This is a genomic window from Geosporobacter subterraneus DSM 17957, assembly GCF_900142145.1.
GTDB classification, from domain to species: Bacteria; Bacillota; Clostridia; order Peptostreptococcales; family Thermotaleaceae; genus Geosporobacter; species Geosporobacter subterraneus.
In genome coordinates, this window is sequence record NZ_FQZV01000010.1 from 13,112 (window position 1) to 38,197 (window position 25,086).

Here is a 25,086-nt window from a genome sequence, read left to right on the forward strand (position 1 = left end):
TTTACCATATTTTTCATGTCTTTTGGCAATAGACGATTGTATTTGACTGTTTTTTTATTAATAATCTTTACGATATTTATCCCTGGTTACCTTTAGAAAGGGTTTCATCCCTTCCCTATAGAATACTATGATAAATACTCAAGTTAGATATAGGAGGTAATTATGCGCCCGTCCATTGCTCAATCTAATAAAATCTTTCTTACTGAAACGGCTTTTGAAGACCTGGATACTGTTCTATCCATAGAAAATAGCCAAGATGCTGAAAAATTTGTCTACTCATGGCCTAGGGCAAGACATCAAGAGGCTATAACAAACCCCGATGAAGCCCATCTGCTTTTAAAAGAGTGTGGTTCTGAAAAAATCATTGGTTACGTCCTTTTGTCAGGCCTTACCAATGAAGATCGATCTATAGAGTTTCGCAGGATTGCCCTGAGTATCACAGGTCAGGGATATGGGAAAATGGCCTTAGCACTTATTTTAAAGCTATGCTTTGAAAACTACGGCTGCCATCGGCTATGGCTGGATGTGTTTGAAGACAATCACCGAGCTCTTCGTTTATATCAGAAAATGGGATTTATACAGGAAGGGACTCTACGAGAATGTAAAAAATCCAACACAGGTTATCGTTCAATGATAATCATGTCTATGCTGGAGCAGGAGTATTATAGGCATAGATCTACATCACGATCATAAATCTTTTTCCAAAAGATTAGGACAGGAAAATTTTCCTGTCCTAATTTTATTGCATGGTATTCAGTTGCTGGATATCTTCCCCCTTGATCTCCGGGAAAGTTACCGGGCCATTAAAGTCATAGTACTTGAAGTTTCCTATACTGGTCACATGACTTTTCATTTCTCCCATATTCATATGAATAGTTTGGAAGATTTTCATATCCTCAAACAACTTGGTTTCTTTGTCAATAAACATCTGATAATCCATTTCGATTTCCATCATGTTTACCATTTCCATCATTTGCTTTTTGATCATTTCCTGGTCAACCTGGGGCTGAGCTCCGGCTTCCTTTGCTGCCGCATCGGCTACGTAAGAAAAGACTTTTTCCATGATTTCGTTGAACATCTTTTTAAAGGATTCTTTATCGATGCTGGCACTAATCACATAATAGGTTTTTCCATCTTTTACTACATCTGGGCTATAGGTTGCATACATGCCTAGGGCAGCCATCTGATCCTTTGACATTACAGCATTACCTATATCCTGATTTCCTGTCAGCTTTTGAATCTCCTGCATAATTGGATTGATATCCATCTTCGCCCATTTCTCTTCTTGCGGTACACGAATGTACATTGCATTGTCTGTCATGTACACCTCAGCTGCCTGATCTCCTCCAGGCATTTCCATCCCTGCAACCTTCGCAATAGTTTTTACATAGACCTGCATTGGTTTTTGGAACATTCCCTCTTGAATCATTTCCATTTTCATGGCTTGCTGACCCTGTCCGGGCACTTCCGCTTTGGTCTCCATATCGAAGACCCCACGATACTTATAGGTGTTAAATTCAGTAAATTTCTCATTTACCTTCTGCAGCATAGCTGCCGCACTCAGGCCTTCTCTGGTAAGATTTGCATCATAATACTGCTTTGCTTTTTCAAGGTAGCTCTTGGCATCCTCATGAGTCAGCTGCGCTTGGGGATTTAACTTACCATCTTTAGGTGTTGTAATACCTCTTGCAACCGCATAAGCAACATAAGGCTTTGCCCACGCAGATACTAACTGCTGATCCTGGAAAGTCAGAACCTTGCCCATTTCCTCTGCAGTGATTTTGCTTACGGTACCCTGCTCACCCATTGCTTTTATCAGGATAATTAAAGCTTGTTCTCTCGTTACCGGACTGGTTGGCTTGAAGGAATCCCCATAGCCTGAAATGATTCGGCTCTGGTATGCAGTTTCTACATAAGGTATATCTGCAATAGCTACATCTTTGAATGCAGTTTGAGTGGTCTCTAACAGCTGAATATTGAAAGTTTTAAGTACTTCTTTCGTAAAGTCCAATCGGTTCATGTAACCCACTTCTGTCTGGGCCATGGCTGCTGTTGTTGCTGATAGGATCAGCGTCATCACCAACAGCAAAACAATTTTTTTGTTTTTCATAATCTCTCCTCCAATTTTTTTCTCAATTTCCCCTAAGCACATTCTATTATATACCAATTGCCAGTGTTTGAAAACCAAATTATGGCATTATTTCTTTCAAATTATTGGAGAAAAGCAGTTGACTTTATAAACTTCTGTAATTAAATCTTGTCATAATGCTCATACTTATGATAATATAGGATAAAATAGTGACAGTGGAAAAACAGTGAAGGAGTCCAGTAGTCCTCATGGTTACAACCCAGAGAGCAGATCGGTCGGTGAGAGATCTGCAGTACATGAACAGACGAAATACACCTCCGGAGTTTCGAAGCAAAACTTCGACGGGTTCCCATCCGTTATCATGGCCTGAGGCATTTATATGCGAATTAAGGTGGTACCACGGGTCTGCTCGTCCTTATATATGGATGAACAGGCTCTTTTTTATTATGGAAAGTAAGGAGGGCTTACGATGACAAATGTATATGATGTACTGAAGGAACGTGGTTTTATACAGCAAACCACCCATGAAGACGAAATACGCGAATTGCTTGGAAAGGAATCCGTGACCTTTTATACCGGCTATGATCCTACCGCAGACAGCCTCCATGTAGGTCATTTTCTGCAGCTGATTGCCATGGCCCATCTTCAGCGGGCAGGCCACCGTCCTATCCTCTTGATCGGCGGCGGTACTGCGATGGTAGGAGATCCTTCAGGACGAACTGACATGCGAAAAATGCTGACACCTGAGGATATCCAGCATAACGGAGAATGTTTTAAGCAGCAGTGCAGCAATTTCCTGGATTTTTCCGAGGGAAAAGGCATCTTGGCCAATAACGCTGATTGGCTGATGAATCTTACCTATGTTCCTTTCTTAAGAGAAATCGGAAGACATTTTTCTGTAAACCGTATGCTGGCGGCAGAGTGCTTTAAGAGTCGTATGGAAAAAGGCTTGTCCTTTTTAGAGTTTAACTATATGATCATGCAGTCCTATGACTTCCTGGAGCTTTACAGAAGGTATGGCTGTAAGCTTCAGCTAGGGGGCGATGATCAATGGTCCAACATTATTCATGGCGCTGATTTAATCCGCAGAGTGGAAGGGGCTTCGGCCTACGGCATGACTTTTACCCTGCTGACTACCAGCGACGGCAATAAGATGGGCAAAACCCAATCCGGTGCCCTTTGGCTTGATCCTAAGAAGACTTCACCTTATGAGTTCTACCAATACTGGAGAAATGTAGATGACCGTGATGTGGAAAAATGTCTTGCGCTGCTGACCTTCCTGCCGATGGATGAAGTTAGACGCCTAGGAGCCCTGGAAGGATCTGAGATCAATAGGGCTAAAGAAATCCTGGCCTTTGAGGTGACCCAACTGGTTCATGGTACAGAAGAAGCGAAGAAGGCAGAAGAAGCTGCGAAAGCACTTTTTGGAAAAGGGGCTATGTCTGAAGCAGTTCCTTTCACAGAGATTTCCCAGGGCGAGTTTTCTGAAGGTATGGAGTTGCTGACATTGTTGGCTAAAGCAGGTCTCATTCCATCCCGAAGCGAGGGCAGACGGCTTGTTCAGCAGGGCGGTATTGCGGTCAATGATCAGAAAATCGAGGACGCCAACCACATCATCCAGCTTTCTGACTTTTCCGATGGCGCATTGATGATTAAAAAAGGCAAGAAAGTATATCATCAGATCAGACTAAGCTAAAAACGAAAGCTATCCATTTTCTGTGGATAGCTTTCTCTTTTTTATATAATTATCAACAGATTTGCGACCAATTCACATACCTGTTGAGGATATCTACGAACTTCTGCAGCCCAAGGGCATCCTTTTCATCAAACCGTTCTTTAATGGGTGCATCTATGTCCAGCACACCGATGAGCTGTTCCTCATGAAGGATCGGTACAACGATCTCTGACTGAGAAGCCGCATCACAGGCGATGTGGCCAGGGAACAGGTGTACATCAGGAACCAGCTGGGTTTTTCTTTCCTGGGCAGCTGTCCCGCAAACCCCTTTTCCAAGTGCGATATGCGTACAGGCCGGCTTTCCTTGAAAAGGACCTAATACCAGCTCCCCGTTTTTATAAAGGTAAAATCCGGCCCAGTTGATGTCATCCAGCAGCAGATAGAGTAAAGCAGCTGCATTGGACAAATTGGCCAGCCAATCGGGCTCCTCACAGATTAAGCCTGTCAGCTTCAGGTTTAAATAATTATAAAATTTCTCTTTATCTTTGCTATCGATCTTTTTAATTTCGTTCATAGGTGTCACACCTTTCCCTGATAATCCACTGAAACATATTTTTTCGATCCATCTTATTCCTCCCTTTTCCTCATTAACCGCTCCTGGAGTCTTGCCCCCAGTGCTTTTTCAAGATAGGGCTCCACCTTCCAAAAGCTTTTGAAGCTTATATATTCTTCCACAGCCTCTCTTGCATTCCTGCTGCCCTTTACAGCACGAATCAATAAATTTTTAGCCGTATGCTCCATGCTGATAAACTCGAGGATTTGGGTAGTATATCCCATGATCTCCAAAATGTTGGCCCGTATGCTGTCGGTAACCAGAGAGGATAGCCGTTCCTTTATAATTCCATGCTTTTCCATAGGCTTCATAACCTGATGATGTATTTGCCCTAAAAGCTCATGCTGGCAGCAGGGTACGGATAGAATCACCTCTGCATCCCACTCTATAGCCTTAACCAGTGCTGCGTCTGTGGCTGTATCACAGGCGTGAAGACTGACCACCATATGGATTTTGTCTTTTCCGGTATACTGCCGGATATCACCGGTGATGAACCAGAGCTGCTCATAGGCTAAATCAGAGGCGATGGTGTTACAGTGGTTCACCACATCTTCCTTTAGGTCTAATCCCAGTATATTTGCCTTCATCCCCAGGATCACTGTAAGATAGTGATAAAGGGCGAAGGTAAGATAAGATTTCCCACAGCCAAAATCTACGATTTGAAGGGGCTCACCTTTATTCTTCAGATAGGGCACAACATCCGATACCATCTCCAGAAAGCGGTTTATCTGCCGAAACTTATCATATTTATTGGCAAGAACCTTTCCTTTATCATTCATGACACCTAACCGCTTCATGAATGGACAGGGCTCATTCTCAGGGATAATATAGCTTTTTTTACGATTGTGACTGAGGTCTTGGGCTTTTTTTGAAGGGGGCTTTTTTAGTATCCTACCGCTGCCCTTCTTGCTAATCAGGATTTGATAATCCCCTTCCGCTGTATAGATCTGTCCCTGTCTAAAGTATCCCGACATAAGCGCTTTAATTTTATCGGCGGATGCTTTGGCCTCAAGATTTTCATGGGTCACCTTCTTCGGGTAGTGATAGCTAAATTGGTATACCTTCTGACCCTTTATGACAACCGGTCTCACATCTACTTTTTGATATTCGGCCCCCTCTTTTTTCCGCAGATTGCTGAATATCCCAGAGATCAGAGTCTCCTGACCGAAGATCCCGTCTATAAGTTCCCTTATATCATCCATATATGGCTTCTTCCTTTCGCTTTTGCATACCTTTATTATATCAAAAATTTATAGTTTCTCTACGTAAAAAAGTGCTGTTCTCTTTTTAGATGCAGCACTAGTTTTTGTTAATCTGTCACATTCTATGAATCTATATTTCTTTTAACCCGCCAGCGGCCTCCCGATCCAATATGACCACTACATCGTTATGCAGCTGCAGCACAGAGGCCGGCAGCTCCGGCGAAATCTTTCCCTCCAGCGCCCTCTGAATCACTTCCCGTTTTTCCCGTCCGCTTGCAAGAAGCACAATTTTTTTCGCCTGCATAATGGTTTTGATTCCCATACTAATGGCTTGGGTGGGTACCTTGTGGATAGAATCAAAAAACCTGGCATTAGCCTGTATGGTATCCTCATCCAGCTGTACAAGATGGGTGGTAGCCTCAAACTTTACGTCCGGTTCATTAAACCCGATATGTCCGTTTCTGCCGATTCCCAATACCTGAAGATCGATGCCGCCCATCAACCTGATGAGCTGCTCATAACGGCGGCAGGCTTCTTCTATGTCCGGTGCCTGACCATCTGGAATATGAATATTCTTCTCCTGGATGTTCACATATTTGAAGAAATTTTCCATCATATAATAATGATAGCTTTGAGGATTTTCCTTCTCCAAACCATAATATTCATCCAGATTAAAGGTTTTTACCTCTTTAAAATCCAGATCCTCCTCTTGGTGCATGGCAGCCAGCTCCCGGTACATGCCCAGGGGAGTATCTCCAGTGGCCAATCCCAGTACGCTATCAGGCTTGAGTCTGACTTGGCTGGCCAGGATATATGCCGCCTTTTTACTTAGCTTTTGATAATTCTCTTCCACATAAATCTTCACAACGCTTCACCTCGGCTTCATCCTGTACTTCTTGTTATAAGACTGCAAACCTTATACACACTATCTGCGCAGAACGGCAAAAGAAAAGTCCCTATTAAAACTATACATTATTATCGGCATAAAAGATTGTCATCCTGAATCTTTAGTCTTAAGCGGTAGCGAAGGAGCTTACGAAGGATCTAGATATGCTAACACTTCTACAGATTCTTCATTTCACATCGTCGCATTCAGAATAACATTTCCTGAGCCTCTACGCTCTCCTCCAGTGCTTTTTCACAGCATATCTCCTTACTTAAGATACACTTCCATCAATATATCTGAAGATTCCTTACGCTTTGTAATGCTTTTTACTTTCTCCGCCATATTGGTGATTACCACCGGTGTAATCAAAGACTTGCCCTGAGCTTCGATATAATCTCTATCAAAAGTAACCAGCTTATCGCCTTTTTTCACTGGATCTCCGTTTTTTACAAAAGCCGTGAATCCTTTCCCTTTTAAGAGCACCGTATCCAGACCGATATGAATGAGTACTTCCAACCCTTCTGCTGTTCCTACAGCTACTGCATGGAAACTATTGGCCAGATGCAGTACAGTACCATCACAGGGCGCTAGGATGATGTCCTCATCGGGCATCACCGCCAAGCCGTCTCCCAGATATTTTTGAGAAAATACTTCATCAGGTACCTCGTCTATGTCCATTACCTTACCGGGAATCGGCTTGTAGAGAACTACTTTCTTTTCTTTCTTCTTAAACAAATTTAACATATTCTCGTCTCCCTAATTGTATAAATTTTGCAAACTATCCTCGCATGGCCATCCGTCTATAGGTGTGTCTTCTGCCCCGGATTGCCACAGAGTAGGTCATAATATTTTCAGGTACTGCAATGCCTGTATAGCCTGCATCTCCAATATGATGGCAATCTGCCCCTGCCATTTTTGCATAAAGGGCAATGCTCTTGACCGTATCCCCATCAGATCCCTCTTGGGAAGTCCCAATAGTCGTCAGGAGCATTCCCCCTCTTTGATGGATAAAATCGCCCATTTCTTTTACGAATTCTAATGTAATTCCGGGAACTGTTCCCGGGGCAGGCAGCAGTATGATATCGGCACCGGCATTGAGGAAGCTCCCTATCACTGATTTATTGACAATGCCTTCGCTCATTTCTCCCCCGGTACCTGCACTGTGCATTTTTCCTGCAATAATGATTATCCGGTCTCCCAATTCCTCCCTAGCCTCTCGGATAGCCCTTTCAATCTGATCATTGGAAACCCCTGTCTTAGGATTGCCCGTTAAGGTAATGATCTGTGCACCCTGTTCATAGGCCCTTCGCATGGTTTCCCGGGTAGCAATCCTACCCGGCTCTAGAATACTCCTTTGTCCCAATACTTCTTTATTGGGATCCACCGGCTCAAGATTGACTCCGACAGCCCTGCCTGAAAGCCTTTTAACCGCTTCTATAGGGCTTTCCCCTTCTTGAGGCGTTATGCCAAATATTGCAGGCTTCTGTGTATCGTAAAAATTCAGCAGAATAATATCTGCCCCAAAGGCTGCTACCAGCTCAGCATTGGTCACATCAAACAATAAGGGCATCACAGGGCAGAGGATTTCACAAATAATCGTTCTCCCCTCTGCCGCCCGTATGCTGTCTAACAGCTGCTTTCCATCCAGCTTCACCAAATCCTTTGGTCTCATGTCTAAAATCCGATCCATATAATCCCCCCGTATTCCTCTATATTTCCCGCCTGTAGACCTCTCTTCCCCTTACAAAGCTTCGCTGAATATTTAGGTCATCATCGAACAGAATGATGTCTGCATCCTTGCCCGCTTCTATACTGCCCTTTTGCTTTTCTAACCCCAAAATTCTGGCAGGGTTCATGGTAACCATTTCGACGGCCTCTTCTAAAGAGATTCTCGACGTTTCAACGAAATTCTTTACAGCCTTGTTTATGGTTAGTATGCTGCCAGCTAAGGTTCCATTCATCAGACGGGCAGACTTCTCATCCACCACAACCTGCTGTCCTCCCAAGTCGAAGATGCCGTTTTTCAATAAACAAGCCCGCATGGCATCGGTAACCAGCACGATCTTCTCCAAACCCTTTACCTTGAACAATATCCGCTGCGCAGCTTCATGGGAATGAATATTGTCTGCAATCAGTTCACAGGTTACCTCTGAATCCATGGCTGCACCGACGACACCGGGACTTCTATGGTGAAAGGGAGCCATGCCGTTGAATATATGGGTCACATGATGTACTCCGGCTCTGATCGCCTCCATGGCTTCCTCATAGGTGGCATCACTGTGTCCGATGGATGCAACGATATTGTGATCCTTACAGCATTGGATGAAGGTCCCCTTCGCATCCAGCTCAGGTGCAAAGGTTATCATCTTTATTACATCCTTATAAGCTTCGATTTGTTTGAAGTTAGGAGGGAGGATAAAGCTTTCATCCTGAGCCCCCTTATACCTTGGATTGATAAAAGGACCCTCCAGGTGACAGCCCAATATTTCAGCGCCCTCTTGTATTCCCATAGCCCTTCGGATTCGTACTAAAGCCCTTTCAATTTTTTCAAATTCCATGGTCATGGTTGTGGGAAGAAAAGAGGTAACCCCTGTAGAAAGAATGGCTTTTCTGATCTCTGACAGGGAGGATTCCTCCTCGTCCATCACATCACGGCCGGCACAGCCATGGATATGAAGCTCCATAAATCCCGCTGATAAATAAGCTCCCCCGCCATCTATCCAATCTTCTATTTGATAGAAGGGTAGTCTCTCCTCCGGAATAACGTCCTGTATTTTTTCATCAAAAATTAGTGCTCTTCCGGATACTGATTTCCTATCATTGATTATTCTTATATTTCCGATGGCTTTCATTGTTTTCACCCTTCTTTTAGATTCCTCCAGACTTTTTTCAAAAAGAATGGTGACAAAAGGTCACCATTCTCCATTATGCTTTTACTTTTTGCATAGCCTTTTTCATTTCATCAGCAATAATCTCCGCTTTCGTGCCTACAATGATCTGCAGATTATTGCCTTTCTGAATCATCCCTTTAGCACCTATTGCTTTTAAGCTGCTCTCATCTATTACTGCAGCATCTTTCACGGTTAGTCTAAGACGTGTAATGCAAGCGTCCAGACTTACAATATTTCCAGCTCCGCCTAATCGCTCTAATAGTTGTACTGCAGCCTCACTGACATTGTCAAAAGCCTCTCCTGTGTCTTCATCCATCCGTCCCGGTGTAGGAATATCAAATTTATTGATGGCCCATAGGAATACAAAATAGTACAATGCGCCAAAGGCAAGCCCTACTGGGATAATCATGACGGCGTTTGTAGCTAAACCGAAGTTGAGTGCATAGTCAATCAATCCTGCCGAGAAGCCAAACCCGTGAAGAATTCCAAAGGTATAACATACCACTAGTGCTAAGCCTGTAAACAGTGCATGGAAGAAATACAACACTGGTGCTAGGAAAAGGAACATAAACTCGATAGGCTCTGTAATCCCTGTTAAAAATGCTGTAAATGCAACGGATAGGAGAGCGCCTCCTACTGCTTTGCGATTTTCAGGTTTTGCACACTTATACATGGCTAATGCTGCCCCTGGCAAAGCAAACATAAAGATGACGAAAAATCCAGCCATGAAATTTCCTGCAGTTGGGTCTCCTGCAAAAAATCGATGCAAGTCTCCTGTAGCTACCTTTCCAGCCGCATCTGTATATTCTCCAAATACAAACCAGATAAAACTGTTAAGTACGTGATGCAATCCTACAGGAATTAATAGACGGTTAAGAAATCCAAATACAAATACACCTACTGCTCCTACGCCAATGATCCATTCTCCCATTGCATGGATACCGCTCTGGATAGGTGCCCAAATGATGCCAAACACGCCCGCCATTACAATACAGGCTGCAGCAGTAACAATGGGTACAAATCTTTTACCTCCAAAGAATCCTAGGAATTCGGGAAGCTGAATATTATAAAACTTATTATAAAGTCCCCCTGCTAATACCCCTACTAAGATACCTGCCAATACACTCATGTTTAAATCCGGATTAATGGTTTTTAATCCATTGACCAATACGAAATAACCAATCATACCTGCAATTCCTGCCGCACCATGGTTGTCGTGAGCAATACCTACAGCAATACCAATAGCAAATAATAAGGCCAAGTTATCAAATACAGCGCCTCCTGCCTGCATGACAAAAGGAATGTTTAGAACGTCCGGCGCCCCTAGCCGCAACAACAGTGCAGCAGCCGGCAGTACTGCAATCGGCAGCATCATTGCTTTGCCTAGCCTTGACAGTTGTGCAAATGCATTTTTACTCATGATGTATCCCCCTTTTTATTTATTTTATGCGCTTATAGCACAAATCTAACGTTTTAACATCACTTCATATTTATATTTGTCACTTCTATAGATGGCTTTTGTCAACTCCATTGGGGTATGATCTTGGAGATATGTCTTTCTGGAGAAGAGCAGTCCCAGGCTGTTCTTTTCTACCTGCAGCAGCATACTTTCATAATCATCAATGATCACTGGCTCTATGGTTTGGTAGGCATAGGCCATTTCCAGCTGATACACTTCAGATAGAATGGCATAGAGTGAGTTGTTCTCCAGTTTTTCAGCAGTTAAATCCTCGCACAGATGTGTCGGAATATAGGCTGTTTCCAGGGCATAAGGTTCTCCTGATACAATTCGCAGCCGCCGAATTTCAAATACCTGCTGGCCTTCTCTTAGTTGTAAAGCTTTTTCCAACTTTTTAGTTACAGGCCTTTTTTGAAAAGAGATCATCCTTGTTTCCACCGTCATACCCTGACGCCGCATATCCTCCGTAAAGCTTCGCAGTTCCGATAGGGAGTGTCTCTCCTTCGGACGGGCAACAAAGGTTCCTTTGCCTTGCTCCCTATACAACAATCCTTCTGAAACCAAGCTGGTGATAGCCTTATTTACAGTCATGCGGCTAACGCCGTGGTATTCACACAGCTCACGCTCTGATGGTATAGGGTCCTGAGGTTTTAATTCTTCATTTTCGATCATTTCTGTAATAATATCCTTTAACTGATAATACAGTGGAACAAAAGAATGTTTATTTACTCTTTTCATTATTTCCTCCTGCTATGTTGACATGTTGTATATACCACTTTATTTATATTCTACCACCTTTTTCCGGAAATGCAATAACTTTTTTACTATTCTCCGAGGGCATCCTGAATTTTCCCTCTGTGTTTTCTTAAAGCTTCTTCTGCCTGTTCCAGAGGTAGACCTGACAAACCCATATAAACTGCCAATTTGCCCGCATAATTCGTTTCTTTTAGCAGTTCCTCCGCTCTTTCCTCCGTTACGTTGGCGGCCAATGCAACCATTCTTCTGCACCGATCCTTTAGTTTTTCATTGCTGGCTTCCACATCTATCATTAGATTTTTATATACTTTCCCCAGCTTGACCATCGTTCCGGTAGAAAGCATATTCACCACCATTTTCTGTGCAGTTCCTGCTTTCATCCGTGTAGACCCCATAATCACCTCCGGGCCTACCACCGGTGCAATAGAAATGTCTGCAAGCTGAGCCATTTCTGACTGGGGATTACAGGTTACTGTGATAATAGGTGCACCCAGTTCTCTGGCATAGGCCATACCCCTTATTACATAGGGTGTTCTTCCGCTGGCTGCAATCCCCACCAGTACGTCCTTTTTATCAAAGTTAATGCGCTTTAAATCTGCAATTCCTTCTTCTTCCAAATCCTCTGCACCATCCCTTGGCAGATAAATAGCCTCCACGCCGCCTGCTATGAGGGCCTGTACCAGCGAAGGGTCTACCCCGTAGGTTGAAGGACATTCGGAGGCATCCAGCACTCCAATACGTCCGCTGGTTCCTGCTCCTATGTATATCAGCCTGCCTCCCTGCCGGATTTGTTTTACGATCAGTTCCACAGCCTTTGCAATCATAGGAATTTCTTTTTCAACGGCAAAAGCTACCTTTTTGTCCTCCTCATTAATCATGCGGATCATCTCTTCCGTAGAAACTCGGTCAATGGTAAGGGTGTTTGGATTCACGCTTTCCGTTATCAATGTCTTAAAATCCATTTTTATCTCCTCCTGCTCATAATAATATACCCTGTATATAAACTATATTTCATTTATCCTTCAGATACAATAATAATTTTCCTTGTATTTCCATCCTACTTTTTCCCTATTTTTTGTGAAATCAGAGGGTAAAATTACATTTTTGTAGAATTATAGAGAATCAGTAATTATTTTGTCATGATTTCTCATTATTATTTTTTCTGCTCCTTTATTTGGGTATATATCTGCATAATGTTTAATTTATGTTTCTGGGGTGATCCGCTCATGCCATGGAGAATACAAGAATATTTTAATAGTATCATTATGAAAACCAAATATATGAGCGCCTTATTCTATGGGCAGGATCGCAGCTTGAGGGGGAATCATGTTCCCAATCCGGGCCATTCAGCGTTCAAAATAACCATGATTTATGCCATCGTTGGCGCCTTATGGATCCTATTCTCTGACACAGCCTTGAATCGGGTTGTACAAGATGTTGATCTGCTGTCCACCCTGCAAACCTTTAAGGGGTGGTTTTACGTGCTGGCTACGGCCTCAATGCTATATGCATTGATTTATCGTCATATAGACAATACCCTTTATTGGTCCAGGGAGCTTATGAGCAGTTATGAGGAACTGGAAGCAGCGACAGAAGAACTGCTGGCGGCAGAAGAAGAACAAAAACTGCAGTTGGAAAAGTTGAAGGAAAGCGAAGAGGCATTACGGCTCAGTGAAGCCCGGGTTTTTGATTTGTCTTACTATGATCCCCTGACCGGACTTCCCAATCCAACACTTTTTCATGATAGAGTCACTCAAGCCCTTTTCCAGGCTGAATCAAAAAAACATAAGGCTGCACTTTTATACTTGGACCTCGATTATTTCAAGGTCATCAATGAGACAATGGGCCATAATACAGGCAGTGATTTGCTGATACAGGTAGGCACTGCCCTAAAAACATGTCTCCATGAAATAGATATCCTCACCCGCTACAGTAAAGACGAATTTGCTATATTCCTGCCGGTTATCCATGACCCTGAAAGTGCGGCGGAAGTGGGGAGCAAAATTCTAAAGCTTTTTGAAAACCCTTGGCTGCTCAATCAAAAGGAGCTATATATCACTGCCAGTATCGGTATCGCCATTTACCCTGAGGACAGCCTTGAAGGCTATGACTTACTTCAAAAATCTGAGACGGCCATGTGTTATGCCAAGGGTCAAGGCAGAAACTGCTTTCAATTTTATTCTGATAAATTAAATATTCCTATCATGGAGAAATTTCAATTGGAAAACCACTTACGATCTGCCCTCCGAAAGGATGAATTTGTCCTTCATTACCAGCCCCTTGCAGATTTGACCACTGGGAATATTATTGGTGTAGAAGCACTCCTCCGCTGGCAGCATCCCGATATGGGTCTCATTGCACCCATGCGGTTTATACCGCTGGCGGAGGCCTCCAATCTGATTCTTCCCATTGGCGAATGGGTATTGAGGACAGCCTGCAGGCAGTTAAAAGAGTGGCGGGATCAGGGCTTCCCGTCAATGATTGTATCAGTTAATCTATCGGCCCGCCAATTTCAACAAAGCAATCTGGTAGAAATGGTAACTGCTGTACTAAATGAATGTCAAGTGGAACCCTCTTGTTTGGAAATAGAAATCACCGAAGGAATCGTCTTACATAATCTTGAGCTTGTCACCGATGTGCTGCACCGATTCAAATGCATGGGGATTCGCATTGCACTAGATGATTTTGGCACCGGTTACTCCTCACTAAACTATCTAAAGCAGCTTCCCATAGATACCATTAAAATCGACAAATCCTTTATCAGCGGTATAATGGAAGATCCTAGGGAAGAAGCTATTGCACGTGCGATCATCAACCTAGCTCACAATCTTAATCTCTCAGTAACAGCAGAGGGAGTGGAAACCCAAGAGCAGCTGTTATTTCTGCGAAACCGGTTTTGCGACAAGGCGCAAGGATATTTCCTTAGCCGGCCTTTACCTGCAGATCAGGTTGAGAAGTGTTTTTTAAGAAGTATAAATCTTGTCCCCTAAACAAAAGGAGCTTGCACCAGTATGTTACTACTCTGCCTGCTCCTTTTTTTGATTTATTTCAATTCAACCACCACAAAGTCTAGTCTATTTCTTAAATACTATAGATTATGGCCGACAAACCTGTTTGCTTATTGCTCAGGCTGTATTGTTCCACGCTTAATTTGAATGTCTGCATGACTGTCATTCAAATGTTTCATTTCAAAGGCCAGCCAGATCCCTGTAATAATAGAAGACACCAGATCAGCCGTAGGAGCAGCAGCCCAAACACCCTTCAGTGCATAAAATCTGGGCAGGATCAGCAATGCAGGAATAAACACCAGCACCTGTCTGGATAAGCTTAAAATCATGGCCTGCTTTGGCTTTCCCACCGCCTGAAAATAATTGGCGCTTACAATCTGAAACCCAATGATGGGAAGCATCATCAAGTAGATCCTAATGCCTTGTGTACCAAAAGCAATGAGTTCTATATCCTTGTTATTAAACAAACGAAATAAATTTTCAGGGAATAGCTGAACAATGATAAAGCCTAATAATACAATGGCTGTCGCCGCACCAATGGCTAAGGTAAGTGCCTTTTTCACCCGGTCAAACTTCTTCGCTCCGTAATTAAATCCAATGATCGGCTGTGATCCTTGATTGATACCAAAGATGGGCATCATAATCATCATAGCAATACTATAAATAACTCCCATGGCTGAAATAGAAACATCTCCTCCGAAAATTCTCAGCTGGTGATTGAGCAGCGTCATAACTGCGCTGGCAGCAACCTGCATCATAAAAGGAGCTGAACCGATGGCTATGATTTTTATTACGATTTCCCTCTGCAATTTTGCATTTTTCATGTGCATTTTCAAGGAGCTCTGATCACTAAAAAGATAGCGCAGCACCCATGCAGCGGAAACTGCCTGTGAGAGAATGGTAGCCAGAGCAGCCCCTTCAATGCCCCATCCAAATACAAAAATGAAAAGTGGATCCAGCAGGGTGTTTAGTATGGCTCCTATCAGCATGGTCATCATAGCCACATGGGGATTTCCTTGGGCCCGTATCATATTGTTCATGCCAAAGCCTACCCCTTGGAATACTGCACCGATCAAAATGATTCTCAAATATGCTTTCGCATAGGGCAGCACCTCTGCACTTGCACCAAAAAGTCTCAGCATTGGATTGAGAAATATCAGTCCCAACACCGATGCTCCCAGCAAGACTGACACCAATAAAACAAGGGCATTGGTCATGATCAGCTCCGCCTCATCCCGCTTATTCTCCCCCAGTCGAATAGAAACAAGAGAAGTAGCTCCTAATCCTATGAGCATTCCCAAAGCCATAAGAATCGTCATCACCGGGAATCCTATGGTAATCCCGGCAATGGCCAGGGTTCCTACACCTCTGCCAATAAATATCCGGTCTACGATATTATACAATGCATTCACCAGCATCCCTACAATAGCTGGAATTGAAAACTTCAACAGCAGCTTCCAAATCCGTTCCTCTCCCAGTTGATTCGCTCGATCTTCCATTCTATCACTCCTTAACCTTCTTCATTGTTTCTACAACTGCTTTGATATTGGCTGCGAATTCCTCTATTTCATCAGCTTCCAGAATATTGAACATGGCTGTAATGCTTTTTTCAAACTCTTTCATCTTAGAATCCCTATATTCCCTCCCTTGGGCAGTCAGACCAATCCATGTTTTTCTTCGGTCAATTTCATCGGCTTGCCGAAAGATTAGTCCCATTTCTTCCAGGCTGTCAATCATTGTGGTTAGACTGCCTTTTTTCATATCCAGACAATGTCCCAACATGGTTGAGGTCATTGATCCCTTATCGCCCAATATCATAATGGTTTTGTTCTGACTCTTGGTACAGGGATATTCCTTATGACAGCTGTTGCGGAAAACATGACCAAATTTTTGATGGAATAGGGCTGTGAATTCCATCAGGCCCTGATAAATCTCTTTTAGATTCTTTTCACGCATGATCAATGCACTCCTTTCTTTCCTTCCTTCTGTGATCTTTCGAAAACAAAAAGGTTAGAATTCTAATTATTAGAATTCTAACCTTTTTGATTGTTTTTGTCAAGGTTATTTTACGCAATAGTATCCTTAATTATTGCTTAAGATATCATCTTATAACCCTATAGATATAAACTTGGTTTCCAGGAAGGCATCGATGCCGTAATGCCCTCCCTCTCTGCCTATGCCGCTTTCTTTAAAGCCTCCAAAGGGTGCTTGGGCAGTAGATGGCACGCCGTCATTTACGCCAATAATCCCATACTCCAATCTTTCTGATACTCTAAAGGCACGGGACAGGGATTGAGTGAACAAATAGGCGGCAAGGCCGTAGGGCGTGTCATTAGCCGCTCGGAGTACTTCTTCCTCTGTCTTGAAGGTCACAATAGGAATCAGCGGTCCAAAGGTTTCTTCCGACATCACTGCCATATTTTCCTTCACATCTGTCAATATGGTAGGTTCAAAGAAGTAGCCTGCATCCTCGTGATCTGCACGATGGCAGCCTTGACCCCCAACTGCAATCTTTGCTCCCTTTTCTACCGCATCCCGGATATGGCTCTCTACTTTTTCAAAGCCCTTGCGATCAATCATCGGGCCGATCAATACGCCTTCCTCCATCCCATTGCCAATCTTATAATGCTGCAGACGGCGCTTCAGCTTCTCCACAAAGATTTCCTGGATACCCTCCTGCACATAGAATCGGTTGGAAGCAATGCATACCTGACCGCAGTTGCGCAGCTTAGATCCTAATGCGCCCTCTACCGCCTGGTCTATATCAGCATCATCAAATACGATGAAAGGCGCGTGTCCTCCCAACTCCATAGATACTCTTTTTACCGTATCCGCAGATTGTTTGATCAATACTTTTCCTACTTCTGTAGAACCGGTAAAGGTAATTTTTCTCACCCTCGAATCTTCCATCAGTGTATTGCCTACCTCTCCCGCAGATCCGGTAACCAAATTGACTACTCCCTTTGGCAGTCCTGCTCTTTCAAGCAATTCAAAGATCTTCACCGCTGTCAGAGGAGTTTGTGATGCAGGTTTTAAGATAACTGTGCAGCCTGCTGCCAAAGCAGGCGCCAGTTTGCGGGTCACCATAGCAGCCGGAAAATTCCAGGGGGTTATAGCAGCCGTTACCCCCACAGGCTGTCTCAATACCATAATTCTTTTATTTTCCTTTGATGCAGGGATCATTTCTCCATAGATCCGCTTGGCTTCCTCAGCATACCATTCCATAAAGCTGGCAGCATAGGCTACCTCCCCCTTTGCCTCTGCAAAGGGCTTACCCTGCTCTAAGGTCATAATTTTTGCAATCTCATCCTGATGTTCCATCATAAGATCATAGGCTTTTCTCAAATAAGCAGAGCGGCTGCCGGCAGTCATAGCCGACCAGACGGGAAAGGCTTCATGGGCTGCATGGATAGCAGCCTTTGCTTCCTCAGCGCCTCCCTTAGGTACTGTTCCTAAAATCTCACCGGTGGCCGGGTTAAGCACTTCCAGCCGTTTTTGGCTGTGAGCTTCTATCCATTCACCGTTAATATACATTTTATAGTGTTTCATGTTCATTCCTCCTTCTGCGTTATAGAACCTGCATCCCTTCTGCTATGATTTCCTCGATAAATAAAAAGCGATGCAAATCCAATCTTAGTTTATTGTCCTTTAATTTGTTATATTTTCTTTTTCTTTCCAACTATTATATCATAATTTTGTTTTGTCTAAAGGGGCGGGGGTATAATTATACAAAATGAATTAAGGAGTGTGAACATATGGCGATTCAATTTGACGGCAGTAAATTACTGCAAATTATCATTCGTAACGAAGCAAAGGTTGCGGAATTCTATTCCAATCTGGCGGCACAGATGGAAGAGGGAAAAGGCAAAAAATTATTTGAGTCCCTCGCCCAAGACGAGTTGAAGCACGAGAGGATTTATACAGGCCTTCTCAACCGTCTGCCTAACGAAGGCAGGTTAGAGTTGACTGAGGACGATGCAGCTTACATAGAATTATTGATCGAAACCGATATGTTTTCACAAAGCGAAGATGTATTAGCGAAGATGCAGGGAAAATATGCTAAAGAAGATGCCCTGCATGTTGCGGAAAAAATTGAACGAGATGCCATCCTATATATCAATGAATTGAAGCTTCTTTTCCCGGATCTGGCACCGGAAGAAATCAATATTGTTCTGGCTGAGGAAAAAAAGCACTTGCGGATGGTACTGTCCAAGGAAGCTGATGCTTCCGTCAAACTGCTCGGACTATAAAACAGGTTGATATAAAAAGAAGAGCATTTCCCTTAAGAGGCAGGAAAGCTCTTCTTTTTCTCTTTTACCGAATATCCCATCATGATGCCGATACTGGCCAGTACTCCCACATACAAGGGATCTACGGTCTTTATACCGTAGATTCCCCACATCAACGCGAGAATAGGCGCAACCAAGATCGCCTTCAATCCGCCTTCTGCAGATATGCGTTTTTTATAAAATATGACACCCAATAATGGAATAAAGACTGTCGTACCACGCAAAGCCATTGATAAAAAACCCCATTCTAAAATGAGGGAGTCTGCATTTCCCCAGACAAAACATCCTGAGATCACAGATATTCCTAAAATACAGTATCTAAAAAATGCCAACTGCTGTCGGTCATCGGCGCAAGAATTTATTTTTTTTGAATAAATATCCCTCGTTATCATGGTAGCGATCCCCAGAATCAAACCGGATGCCGTACCTAGCACGGATATGATCAGCGCTGCAATAGCAACCCCTCCCACCACAGGATGCAGATATTTTAAAATAAATACGATCAAAGCCTGCTTCGGTATTGTCTCAGGATGGGCAACCCGCATGTACATTCCAATCACTGTAGATAACAATCCAACAGGAGGAATCAATAAAGCCGCAATAAAAGCACCCTTTTGTGATTCTTTCTCATCTTTTCCGGCAAACATAGCCTGTAGGTAAGTCTGTGTGGATACAATACCAATTACCATGGAAAACCCTTGTGCAGCCCCTGCAAAAATACCCCCACTGAAAAGGTTAAACCATTGTCTGTCTGGAAAAGCATGCAGCATTCCTTCTACCCCATTGAAATGCAAATACACTGCCATTCCACTCATAATTAGAGCAAAGTACAATAAAAAAGTCTTTATGATCCCAATTCTACTGGTTCCCAGGAATCCTCCATAAAATATATAGGATAATATAAATCCAATCGTAACCAATAGAGCGATTGCCGTAGAAACATGAAACATTGAAGTGAAAATAGCAGTAGAAGAAAGTATTTGTCCAATTACATGAATGAATATGGCAAAGGAAGTAATGATGCTGGCAGCAAAACCTGCTTTTTCACCATAGCTCTGGGACAAAAACTCAGGAATTGTATCTACCTGTGCCCGTTGTAAAGGCCCTGCTATCAGAAATCCCAGCAGCAAACAGGCTGCCGCTGAACCCAATGTAAACCACATGGCATTAAAGCCACGTTGAAAAGCCAGTTGGGCAGTGCCAATTGTAGAAGCGCCGCCTACCACCGTTCCTAAAATACTGCCTGAAATTTGATATCGATTGAGTTTTCTGCTCCCTACCGAAAAATCCTGTGATGTCTGTACTTTTTTCATTGACAGAATACCAAAATATGAAACTGCAAGCAAAGTAATAATCGTACTCAAGAAATGCATGAAACCTGCGATAACACCCACCTCTCCTTTACTCATCTTCTATTTTTAGTTTATCATGCATGATAAATCTTGTCACGGAACGAACCTATTTGTTTTATTGCTTTATCAGTGTATAGTTTTAAAATGTTAACTTTGAGTTATAGGGCGAATTTAAGGAATGAAATCTATGGAAGAAAACAGAGCTATTTCTAAAATATTTCATATTTTACATATTGTTAGTATGCTCGTCTTTTATATATACTAGTTTTCAATATAATAATCGGAAAAATAGTGATGGAAAAAAGTAGTTATAGGATTCATACAGAGAGCCGATGGGTGATGAAAATCGGTTGATGATTATAGTGAAATACATTCCTGTTTTGCGTACTCGGAATTCTAACCCTTTTCATGGCTTTTACCGTTGTAGGCATTTTAAAAGGCCTCAGCCTAACAACAGCATTTACAGTGGTTTTCCTCTTTACTATTTTCGCACCTGGCCTTTGGAGAAAAACTCTACTTTTTATACAACACTGACAGGAATGTCGGTACTGATTCTGTGGCAGTTTGTACCTGCTGTAAGAATTTTGCCGCACGTTATTTATATGGAGTGGTTAGTTTGTGTAGGAGTATTCTTACTCATGCCGCTGTTGGATAAAAGGCCTATTCATAGGATAAGCCTGCTGAACCCAGGAGATAGTATATCTTAGCTCAGGTAGCGACCAGGAAGTTTAACGGGCAGGCACAGAGACCTGCCCCTACCAAAGAAAAAACAGTAGGGATCGACGCCCTCGTCGTTCCAAATAAACATTAGATTTATTAGTCACATATCTATAATTATAACATTGAAAAAACCCATATTTCTATGGGTTTTTTCATTACCTTATTTGCGGTTTTACTACTACTAAAAACATTTTGAACCGTTCTATGGCATCTAAGGCATGGGGGATATTGGCAGGCATAACCACAACTTCTCCTGCAGAAGCTTTGATTTTCTCCTCTCCGATAGTGATTTCTGCTGTTCCGTCTATAATATATACCAATGCATCGCCTGCTGCCGAGTGAGAACTGATTCCCTCTCCTTTGTCAAACGCAAATAAAGTCATGCTCAAATCCAATCTTTGTGCTAAGGTTCTGCTTACGACTCTTCCCTCCTGATAATCAATCAAGGATGCCATATCCACCGCTTGTGAAAAGGGCATATTTTTAATTAAGCTTTGTATTTCCATAATAATCCTCCTTGTTTTTTCTTTAGTATAGCACCTGCGAAAAAAAACATGCTGTGATTTGAATCAAATTTTTCCAGTATCTTAAAAAATCACAGAAAAAAGTACGTCTCTGCCTTTTTCTGTGATTTATATTTACAATATTTTCAAATCAATCTCGCAAAATCAAATTCTGTATGAGCAATTGTAATGACGATAAAATCATTCGTGTTAATATGGTAAAACATAGAATTAATCAAAATAAAATAAAAGATGTGGAGGGACCTGTAAATTTCAACCTAAGATGTGCACGAATAAAGCTAGAAACAGAAGATGAAGAAATCCTTATAACCAATTTAGATCCTGCAGAGGCAGATCTAAAAGAACTAAAAGAGATCTATAACATGCACTGGGGAATCGAAACAAAATACAATCTACTCAAAAATGGAATAAAGTTAGAAAAATTTACAGGCGATACCGATAGAGCAGTACAGCAGGATTTCTATGCCAGCATATATATCAGTAACTTGGCGAGTATAATGATTGCTGACGCACAAGAAGAGTATGATAAGTTGCATCAAAACAGCCAAAAGAAACATGAGTATAAAATAAACCAACGAATGGCTATCGCCTATTTAAAAGAGGACTTGCTACATGTTCTATTACAGGATGATCTTCAAAAGGCCATGAAGTTGTATGAAAAATTCGTAAAAAAACTATCTAAACATGTAGTAGCCATCCGAAGGGATAGGAAGTTTGAGCGCCCAACAAGGCATAACCCTAAATATGGGCGCACCAACAAAAAACTATTTTAGGAACGATATAGGGACAGTATGACGTTAAACATTACCATATTTATACAAATTAAGTTGACGACATTGGCCCTTGTGCCATTCCGCTGAATGTTCTATTTCTTATTCATATATAGATTACTTGCTTATATAAATGATTTTTTTATCTCTGTAGTAGAGAATCTATTCTCCGTAGCAATTGAAATCACTCTCTACATTTGTCAAACTTTGAGAGCATGTATCCATGTTTAAATGGCTGTAATATTTTTAAAAGCAGATTTAGATAACTGCTCCCATGTATACCATAGATCTCCTATTTCTCTCACTAAAAATGGATCAAATTGCAATCCTTTATTTATTTCGACCTCCTTTTTGCATTTTTCCCACGAAAGTGCACTTCTGTAGGATCTATTGGAAGCCATTGCATCTATAGCATCGCAGATTGCAATAATTCTCGATCCCAGGGGTATATGCTCTCCAATAAGCCCTTTGCAATATCCTTTGCCATCCCACCGCTCATGATGATATAGAACAATATTGGCAATGTCCTTTAGACTGTCTGAACGGTTTAAAATGTTATATCCTATTTCCGGATGTTTTTTAATAGATAACCATTCTTCAACCGTCAATTTCTCTGTTTTATTTAAGATATGATCTGGAATTCCAATCTTGCCTATATCGTGTAGATGGGCTGCTATATGGATATCTTCTAGTGCTCTGCCCTTTATTCCTATCTTGTTTGCTAAGTCATAGGCCATATCTGCCACTCTGCTAGAATGCCCGCTGACATATATATCTTTTGCTTCTAGTGCCCCAACAAGGCATTCTATCACATCATGATAGATTTCTTTTGCAATACATTTCATTTATTCTGTCCCCTTTTACAAAAAAATTGTCTCATTGTAAGTGCTATCCAACCAACTTACTGCATTCTTGGCATACTCCTAGAAGATCAATCTTTCCTCCCATGACACAGATACTTGATAAAGGATTATCTGGATATTGGAGCTTAACGCTGGCAGCTGTTTTACTTTTCCATCCGCACATATGGCAGGTCAGCTCAATATCATAATAGTTGGATAACATGAAATACCTAGTTCCATCTTTCAATGTGCTGCAATAAATGATTCGTTTCGACAGCAGTTGATCCATTACTCTGTAGATCGTTCTTATTGTCATGGTTTGTTTATCAATGTTTACGGCAGCTTCAATATCATACACACTAAGTGCTGTACCCTCTTTTTGCCTAAATATTTGATATATGAGCTCTTCTTTCCTAGATACTCTGGAAGTACTATTCTTCAACTTCATATAATATTCTCCTTTGTCCAGCAAGTTTTGGTTCTTTACTGGGTGTTGATCATCTGTTTACTCAGCCCATTATTTATTGACAGTTTCAAAGCACAAAGTTATAATGATATTAATTATCATTTTCATTTAAGAAAGGAGTATTGTATGACGCAAATCCACAATCTTCGAACGCGAAAGATTTACGAATTCTACTTAGGTGTTCAAATCATGAGTATTGTCATGATTCTTGTAATTTTAAATATATTTAAACTATTTGATGAGGCTTCTAACTTTCAGATCAGGGTTTTCGTTTATTTATACGGTATTTACATTCTGTTTAAATTGCTTTATTATATTCGTAAAGCTTATTTTCAAAGTCAGAAGGATGAGCCGGGCGATGAGTTCACAAGCCTGCTGATTGCTCTTTTGGATATGCTCTTCTTAACTTTCTTTTTGCATTTTACAAACAGCTATTTTCATATTCTCTCCCATTTATTTTACTTCTATATTACATTTCAGAGCATTTTGTTTCATCACAAAAGCTATTCAATCTTTAGTACTTTGGCGGCCATTGGTTATTCACTTTTAACGCTTTTAAATAATCGTAGCCATCTATTTACTTATGAATCCGTCATTCATATAGTCCTCTTCTATCTTTTAGGTTACATATTATCCACTGTAATCAATGAAATCAACCGATTGGAGTATAACATCTCTTTTATGAACAATGAGTTAACCCAAAAAAATCAGCAATTAAGTGAGATGGCCAATAAGGACTTTTTAACCAATATGTATAATCATAAATGCTTCTATTTTCATTTTTGTGAATTCATTAAAAAAACAGAGATAAGCAATTCTCCCTTTAGTCTGGCACTGCTGGATATAGACAATTTTAAAAAAATCAATGATACTTACGGTCATCTCGCCGGTGACATGATTCTAAAGGAAATCTCTCTATTGATCTTAAATAATATCCGGCAAACGGATATCGCTGCCAGATATGGAGGGGAAGAATTTGCCATCATTTTTCCTAATACCTCTTTAGATGAGGCTAAATTCATTTGTGAAAGAATCAGAAGCTCTATTGAAAAACACTCTTTTTATGTCAATGATAAAATCCTTAGGGTAACCATCAGCGGCGGGGTTCGAAACAGCTCCTGCTTTAGTCCCTCCTGTCAGCAGCATGGGTTTTTAGATTCTGTAGATCAACTGCTCTACGAAGCAAAATCCCTGGGTAAAAACCAGATCCTGTCTGCCTGAGTTTCTAGAAATATGCTCTAAAAACCCTTCCTATATTAAAAGGACCTATGCAGGTCCTTTTTAGTGTTTATCCGGAAATTACAGGTAAAAGGCCGCCTCCACATTCTATATCTTAGCAGCATTCTTTGTCCCCTGAAGTTTTATTTATGGGATTGATGGCTTTCACATTCATTCGATATGCTGCAAGAATCGCCACAACTGTCACAGCCTCCGCCGGACTTCTGCCTTTTGATATAACGATATATGCTATAAGCCACAATGGCAGCAATCAATCCGCCAACAACAAAATCAGCCATTTCTTCCTCTCCCTTTTATAGATTTAG

At 41.8% G+C, this 25,086-nt stretch carries 24 protein-coding genes and 1 other annotated feature; of the genes, 6 read left to right on the forward strand and 18 right to left on the reverse strand.

Going from position 1 to position 25,086, the window contains the following annotated elements; genetic code table 11:
* Positions 1–162: 162 nt before the first annotated feature.
* Positions 163–693 (forward strand): GNAT family N-acetyltransferase, encoded by a 531-nt coding sequence (locus tag BUB56_RS04355; protein ID WP_110940153.1) that lies wholly within the window; start codon positions 163–165, stop codon positions 691–693.
* A gap of 46 nt (positions 694–739) precedes the next feature.
* Here the strand turns inward: BUB56_RS04355 and BUB56_RS04360 are convergent, their stop codons facing one another.
* Positions 740–2,110 (reverse strand): S-layer homology domain-containing protein, encoded by a 1,371-nt coding sequence (locus tag BUB56_RS04360; protein WP_190014193.1) that lies wholly within the window; start codon positions 2,108–2,110, stop codon positions 740–742.
* Positions 2,111–2,306: 196 nt separating this feature from the next.
* Positions 2,307–2,509 (forward strand) — a binding site (T-box leader).
* A gap of 49 nt (positions 2,510–2,558) precedes the next feature.
* Here BUB56_RS04360 and tyrS point away from each other — a divergent pair.
* Positions 2,559–3,785, forward strand: a complete 1,227-nt coding sequence (gene tyrS / locus BUB56_RS04365; protein WP_110940155.1) for a tyrosine--tRNA ligase — start codon at positions 2,559–2,561, stop codon at positions 3,783–3,785.
* A gap of 52 nt (positions 3,786–3,837) precedes the next feature.
* Here the strand turns inward: tyrS and BUB56_RS04370 are convergent, their stop codons facing one another.
* From BUB56_RS04370 to murQ, 9 genes are all read right to left on the reverse strand, one after another.
* Positions 3,838–4,338 (reverse strand): GAF domain-containing protein, encoded by a 501-nt coding sequence (locus tag BUB56_RS04370; protein ID WP_110940156.1) that lies wholly within the window; start codon positions 4,336–4,338, stop codon positions 3,838–3,840.
* A gap of 53 nt (positions 4,339–4,391) precedes the next feature.
* On the reverse strand, positions 4,392–5,579 hold the full coding sequence (locus tag BUB56_RS04375) for a class I SAM-dependent methyltransferase (protein WP_110940157.1): 1,188 nt from the start codon (positions 5,577–5,579) through the stop codon (positions 4,392–4,394).
* Between the two features lie 130 nt (positions 5,580–5,709).
* Positions 5,710–6,444 carry a glucosamine-6-phosphate deaminase gene (gene nagB, locus BUB56_RS04380; protein ID WP_110940158.1) on the reverse strand — a complete coding sequence of 245 codons (735 nt, stop codon included), beginning with the start codon at positions 6,442–6,444 and terminating at the stop codon, positions 5,710–5,712.
* A gap of 288 nt (positions 6,445–6,732) precedes the next feature.
* Positions 6,733–7,209 (reverse strand): PTS sugar transporter subunit IIA, encoded by a 477-nt coding sequence (locus BUB56_RS04385; RefSeq protein ID WP_110940159.1) that lies wholly within the window; start codon positions 7,207–7,209, stop codon positions 6,733–6,735.
* A gap of 34 nt (positions 7,210–7,243) precedes the next feature.
* Entirely contained in the window at positions 7,244–8,155 is a 912-nt protein-coding gene (locus BUB56_RS04390; protein ID WP_110940160.1) for a DUF7916 family protein, read from the reverse strand.
* 19 nt (positions 8,156–8,174) lie between these two features.
* Positions 8,175–9,317, reverse strand: a complete 1,143-nt coding sequence (nagA, locus tag BUB56_RS04395; protein WP_110940161.1) for an N-acetylglucosamine-6-phosphate deacetylase — start codon at positions 9,315–9,317, stop codon at positions 8,175–8,177.
* Positions 9,318–9,390: 73 nt separating this feature from the next.
* Positions 9,391–10,776 carry an N-acetylglucosamine-specific PTS transporter subunit IIBC gene (gene nagE / locus BUB56_RS04400; protein WP_110940162.1) on the reverse strand — a complete coding sequence of 462 codons (1,386 nt, stop codon included), beginning with the start codon at positions 10,774–10,776 and terminating at the stop codon, positions 9,391–9,393.
* 45 nt (positions 10,777–10,821) lie between these two features.
* Complete coding sequence (locus BUB56_RS04405; protein WP_110940163.1) at positions 10,822–11,553, reverse strand: GntR family transcriptional regulator; 732 nt, start codon at positions 11,551–11,553, stop codon at positions 10,822–10,824.
* A gap of 86 nt (positions 11,554–11,639) precedes the next feature.
* Entirely contained in the window at positions 11,640–12,572 is a 933-nt protein-coding gene (murQ, locus tag BUB56_RS04410) for an N-acetylmuramic acid 6-phosphate etherase (protein WP_330392554.1), read from the reverse strand.
* A gap of 225 nt (positions 12,573–12,797) precedes the next feature.
* Between murQ and BUB56_RS04415 the strand changes: the two genes are divergently transcribed.
* Positions 12,798–14,561 carry a putative bifunctional diguanylate cyclase/phosphodiesterase gene (locus tag BUB56_RS04415; RefSeq protein WP_190014195.1) on the forward strand — a complete coding sequence of 588 codons (1,764 nt, stop codon included), beginning with the start codon at positions 12,798–12,800 and terminating at the stop codon, positions 14,559–14,561.
* 128 nt (positions 14,562–14,689) lie between these two features.
* Here BUB56_RS04415 and BUB56_RS04420 read toward each other — a convergent pair whose 3' ends face one another.
* The 3 genes from BUB56_RS04420 to BUB56_RS04430 all read right to left on the reverse strand — a co-directional run bounded on the left by BUB56_RS04420 (position 14,690) and on the right by BUB56_RS04430 (position 18,128).
* The gene (locus BUB56_RS04420; RefSeq protein ID WP_110940166.1) at positions 14,690–16,078 is read right to left on the reverse strand and encodes an MATE family efflux transporter; all 1,389 of its coding nucleotides are present in this window, start codon (positions 16,076–16,078) and stop codon (positions 14,690–14,692) included.
* Between the two features lie 4 nt (positions 16,079–16,082).
* The gene (locus BUB56_RS04425; RefSeq protein WP_110940167.1) at positions 16,083–16,535 is read right to left on the reverse strand and encodes a MarR family winged helix-turn-helix transcriptional regulator; all 453 of its coding nucleotides are present in this window, start codon (positions 16,533–16,535) and stop codon (positions 16,083–16,085) included.
* A gap of 150 nt (positions 16,536–16,685) precedes the next feature.
* A complete protein-coding gene (locus BUB56_RS04430) occupies positions 16,686–18,128 on the reverse strand; it encodes an NAD-dependent succinate-semialdehyde dehydrogenase (RefSeq protein ID WP_110940168.1) in 1,443 nt (480 codons plus the stop codon).
* Positions 18,129–18,334: 206 nt separating this feature from the next.
* Here BUB56_RS04430 and BUB56_RS04435 point away from each other — a divergent pair, with 206 nt between their 5' ends.
* Entirely contained in the window at positions 18,335–18,829 is a 495-nt protein-coding gene (locus BUB56_RS04435; RefSeq protein ID WP_110940169.1) for a ferritin family protein, read from the forward strand.
* A gap of 32 nt (positions 18,830–18,861) precedes the next feature.
* Here BUB56_RS04435 and BUB56_RS04440 read toward each other — a convergent pair whose 3' ends face one another.
* A complete protein-coding gene (locus BUB56_RS04440; protein ID WP_110940170.1) occupies positions 18,862–20,277 on the reverse strand; it encodes a sodium:solute symporter family protein in 1,416 nt (471 codons plus the stop codon).
* Between the two features lie 818 nt (positions 20,278–21,095).
* Complete coding sequence (locus BUB56_RS04445; RefSeq protein ID WP_110940171.1) at positions 21,096–21,446, reverse strand: cupin domain-containing protein; 351 nt, start codon at positions 21,444–21,446, stop codon at positions 21,096–21,098.
* Positions 21,447–21,607: 161 nt separating this feature from the next.
* Here BUB56_RS04445 and BUB56_RS04450 point away from each other — a divergent pair, with 161 nt between their 5' ends.
* On the forward strand, positions 21,608–22,237 hold the full coding sequence (locus BUB56_RS04450) for a transposase (protein ID WP_330392555.1): 630 nt from the start codon (positions 21,608–21,610) through the stop codon (positions 22,235–22,237).
* Positions 22,238–22,461: 224 nt separating this feature from the next.
* Here the strand turns inward: BUB56_RS04450 and BUB56_RS04455 are convergent, their stop codons facing one another.
* A complete protein-coding gene (locus BUB56_RS04455) occupies positions 22,462–23,079 on the reverse strand; it encodes an HD-GYP domain-containing protein (protein ID WP_110940173.1) in 618 nt (205 codons plus the stop codon).
* 43 nt (positions 23,080–23,122) lie between these two features.
* Complete coding sequence (locus BUB56_RS04460; protein ID WP_110940174.1) at positions 23,123–23,524, reverse strand: transcriptional repressor; 402 nt, start codon at positions 23,522–23,524, stop codon at positions 23,123–23,125.
* Positions 23,525–23,668: 144 nt separating this feature from the next.
* Here BUB56_RS04460 and BUB56_RS04465 point away from each other — a divergent pair, with 144 nt between their 5' ends.
* Positions 23,669–24,763 carry a GGDEF domain-containing protein gene (locus tag BUB56_RS04465; RefSeq protein ID WP_110940175.1) on the forward strand — a complete coding sequence of 365 codons (1,095 nt, stop codon included), beginning with the start codon at positions 23,669–23,671 and terminating at the stop codon, positions 24,761–24,763.
* 140 nt (positions 24,764–24,903) lie between these two features.
* Here BUB56_RS04465 and BUB56_RS04470 read toward each other — a convergent pair whose 3' ends face one another.
* Complete coding sequence (locus BUB56_RS04470; RefSeq protein ID WP_110940176.1) at positions 24,904–25,059, reverse strand: FeoB-associated Cys-rich membrane protein; 156 nt, start codon at positions 25,057–25,059, stop codon at positions 24,904–24,906.
* Between the last annotated feature and the right edge of the window lie 27 nt (positions 25,060–25,086).

What these genes read in the sequence shown, in the direction of transcription:
- BUB56_RS04405 (WP_110940163.1), bottom strand. Translation starts at nt 11,553, where the DNA reads ATGAAAAGAGTAAATAAACATTCTTTTGTTCCACTGTATTATCAGTTA.
- nagA (WP_110940161.1), bottom strand. Translation starts at nt 9,317, where the DNA reads ATGAAAGCCATCGGAAATATAAGAATAATCAATGATAGGAAATCAGTA.
- BUB56_RS04435 (WP_110940169.1), top strand. Translation starts at nt 18,335, where the DNA reads ATGGCGATTCAATTTGACGGCAGTAAATTACTGCAAATTATCATTCGT.
- BUB56_RS04430 (WP_110940168.1), bottom strand. Translation starts at nt 18,128, where the DNA reads ATGAAACACTATAAAATGTATATTAACGGTGAATGGATAGAAGCTCAC.
- BUB56_RS04390 (WP_110940160.1), bottom strand. Translation starts at nt 8,155, where the DNA reads ATGGATCGGATTTTAGACATGAGACCAAAGGATTTGGTGAAGCTGGAT.
- BUB56_RS04455 (WP_110940173.1), bottom strand. Translation starts at nt 23,079, where the DNA reads ATGAAATGTATTGCAAAAGAAATCTATCATGATGTGATAGAATGCCTT.
- BUB56_RS04420 (WP_110940166.1), bottom strand. Translation starts at nt 16,078, where the DNA reads ATGGAAGATCGAGCGAATCAACTGGGAGAGGAACGGATTTGGAAGCTG.
- BUB56_RS04445 (WP_110940171.1), bottom strand. Translation starts at nt 21,446, where the DNA reads ATGGAAATACAAAGCTTAATTAAAAATATGCCCTTTTCACAAGCGGTG.
- BUB56_RS04470 (WP_110940176.1), bottom strand. Translation starts at nt 25,059, where the DNA reads ATGGCTGATTTTGTTGTTGGCGGATTGATTGCTGCCATTGTGGCTTAT.
- BUB56_RS04425 (WP_110940167.1), bottom strand. Translation starts at nt 16,535, where the DNA reads ATGCGTGAAAAGAATCTAAAAGAGATTTATCAGGGCCTGATGGAATTC.
- BUB56_RS04460 (WP_110940174.1), bottom strand. Translation starts at nt 23,524, where the DNA reads ATGAAGTTGAAGAATAGTACTTCCAGAGTATCTAGGAAAGAAGAGCTC.
- tyrS (WP_110940155.1), top strand. Translation starts at nt 2,559, where the DNA reads ATGACAAATGTATATGATGTACTGAAGGAACGTGGTTTTATACAGCAA.
- BUB56_RS04360 (WP_190014193.1), bottom strand. Translation starts at nt 2,110, where the DNA reads ATGAAAAACAAAAAAATTGTTTTGCTGTTGGTGATGACGCTGATCCTA.
- BUB56_RS04415 (WP_190014195.1), top strand. Translation starts at nt 12,798, where the DNA reads ATGCCATGGAGAATACAAGAATATTTTAATAGTATCATTATGAAAACC.
- nagE (WP_110940162.1), bottom strand. Translation starts at nt 10,776, where the DNA reads ATGAGTAAAAATGCATTTGCACAACTGTCAAGGCTAGGCAAAGCAATG.
- BUB56_RS04370 (WP_110940156.1), bottom strand. Translation starts at nt 4,338, where the DNA reads ATGAACGAAATTAAAAAGATCGATAGCAAAGATAAAGAGAAATTTTAT.
- BUB56_RS04385 (WP_110940159.1), bottom strand. Translation starts at nt 7,209, where the DNA reads ATGTTAAATTTGTTTAAGAAGAAAGAAAAGAAAGTAGTTCTCTACAAG.
- BUB56_RS04375 (WP_110940157.1), bottom strand. Translation starts at nt 5,579, where the DNA reads ATGGATGATATAAGGGAACTTATAGACGGGATCTTCGGTCAGGAGACT.
- BUB56_RS04355 (WP_110940153.1), top strand. Translation starts at nt 163, where the DNA reads ATGCGCCCGTCCATTGCTCAATCTAATAAAATCTTTCTTACTGAAACG.
- BUB56_RS04465 (WP_110940175.1), top strand. Translation starts at nt 23,669, where the DNA reads ATGACGCAAATCCACAATCTTCGAACGCGAAAGATTTACGAATTCTAC.
- BUB56_RS04440 (WP_110940170.1), bottom strand. Translation starts at nt 20,277, where the DNA reads ATGAGTAAAGGAGAGGTGGGTGTTATCGCAGGTTTCATGCATTTCTTG.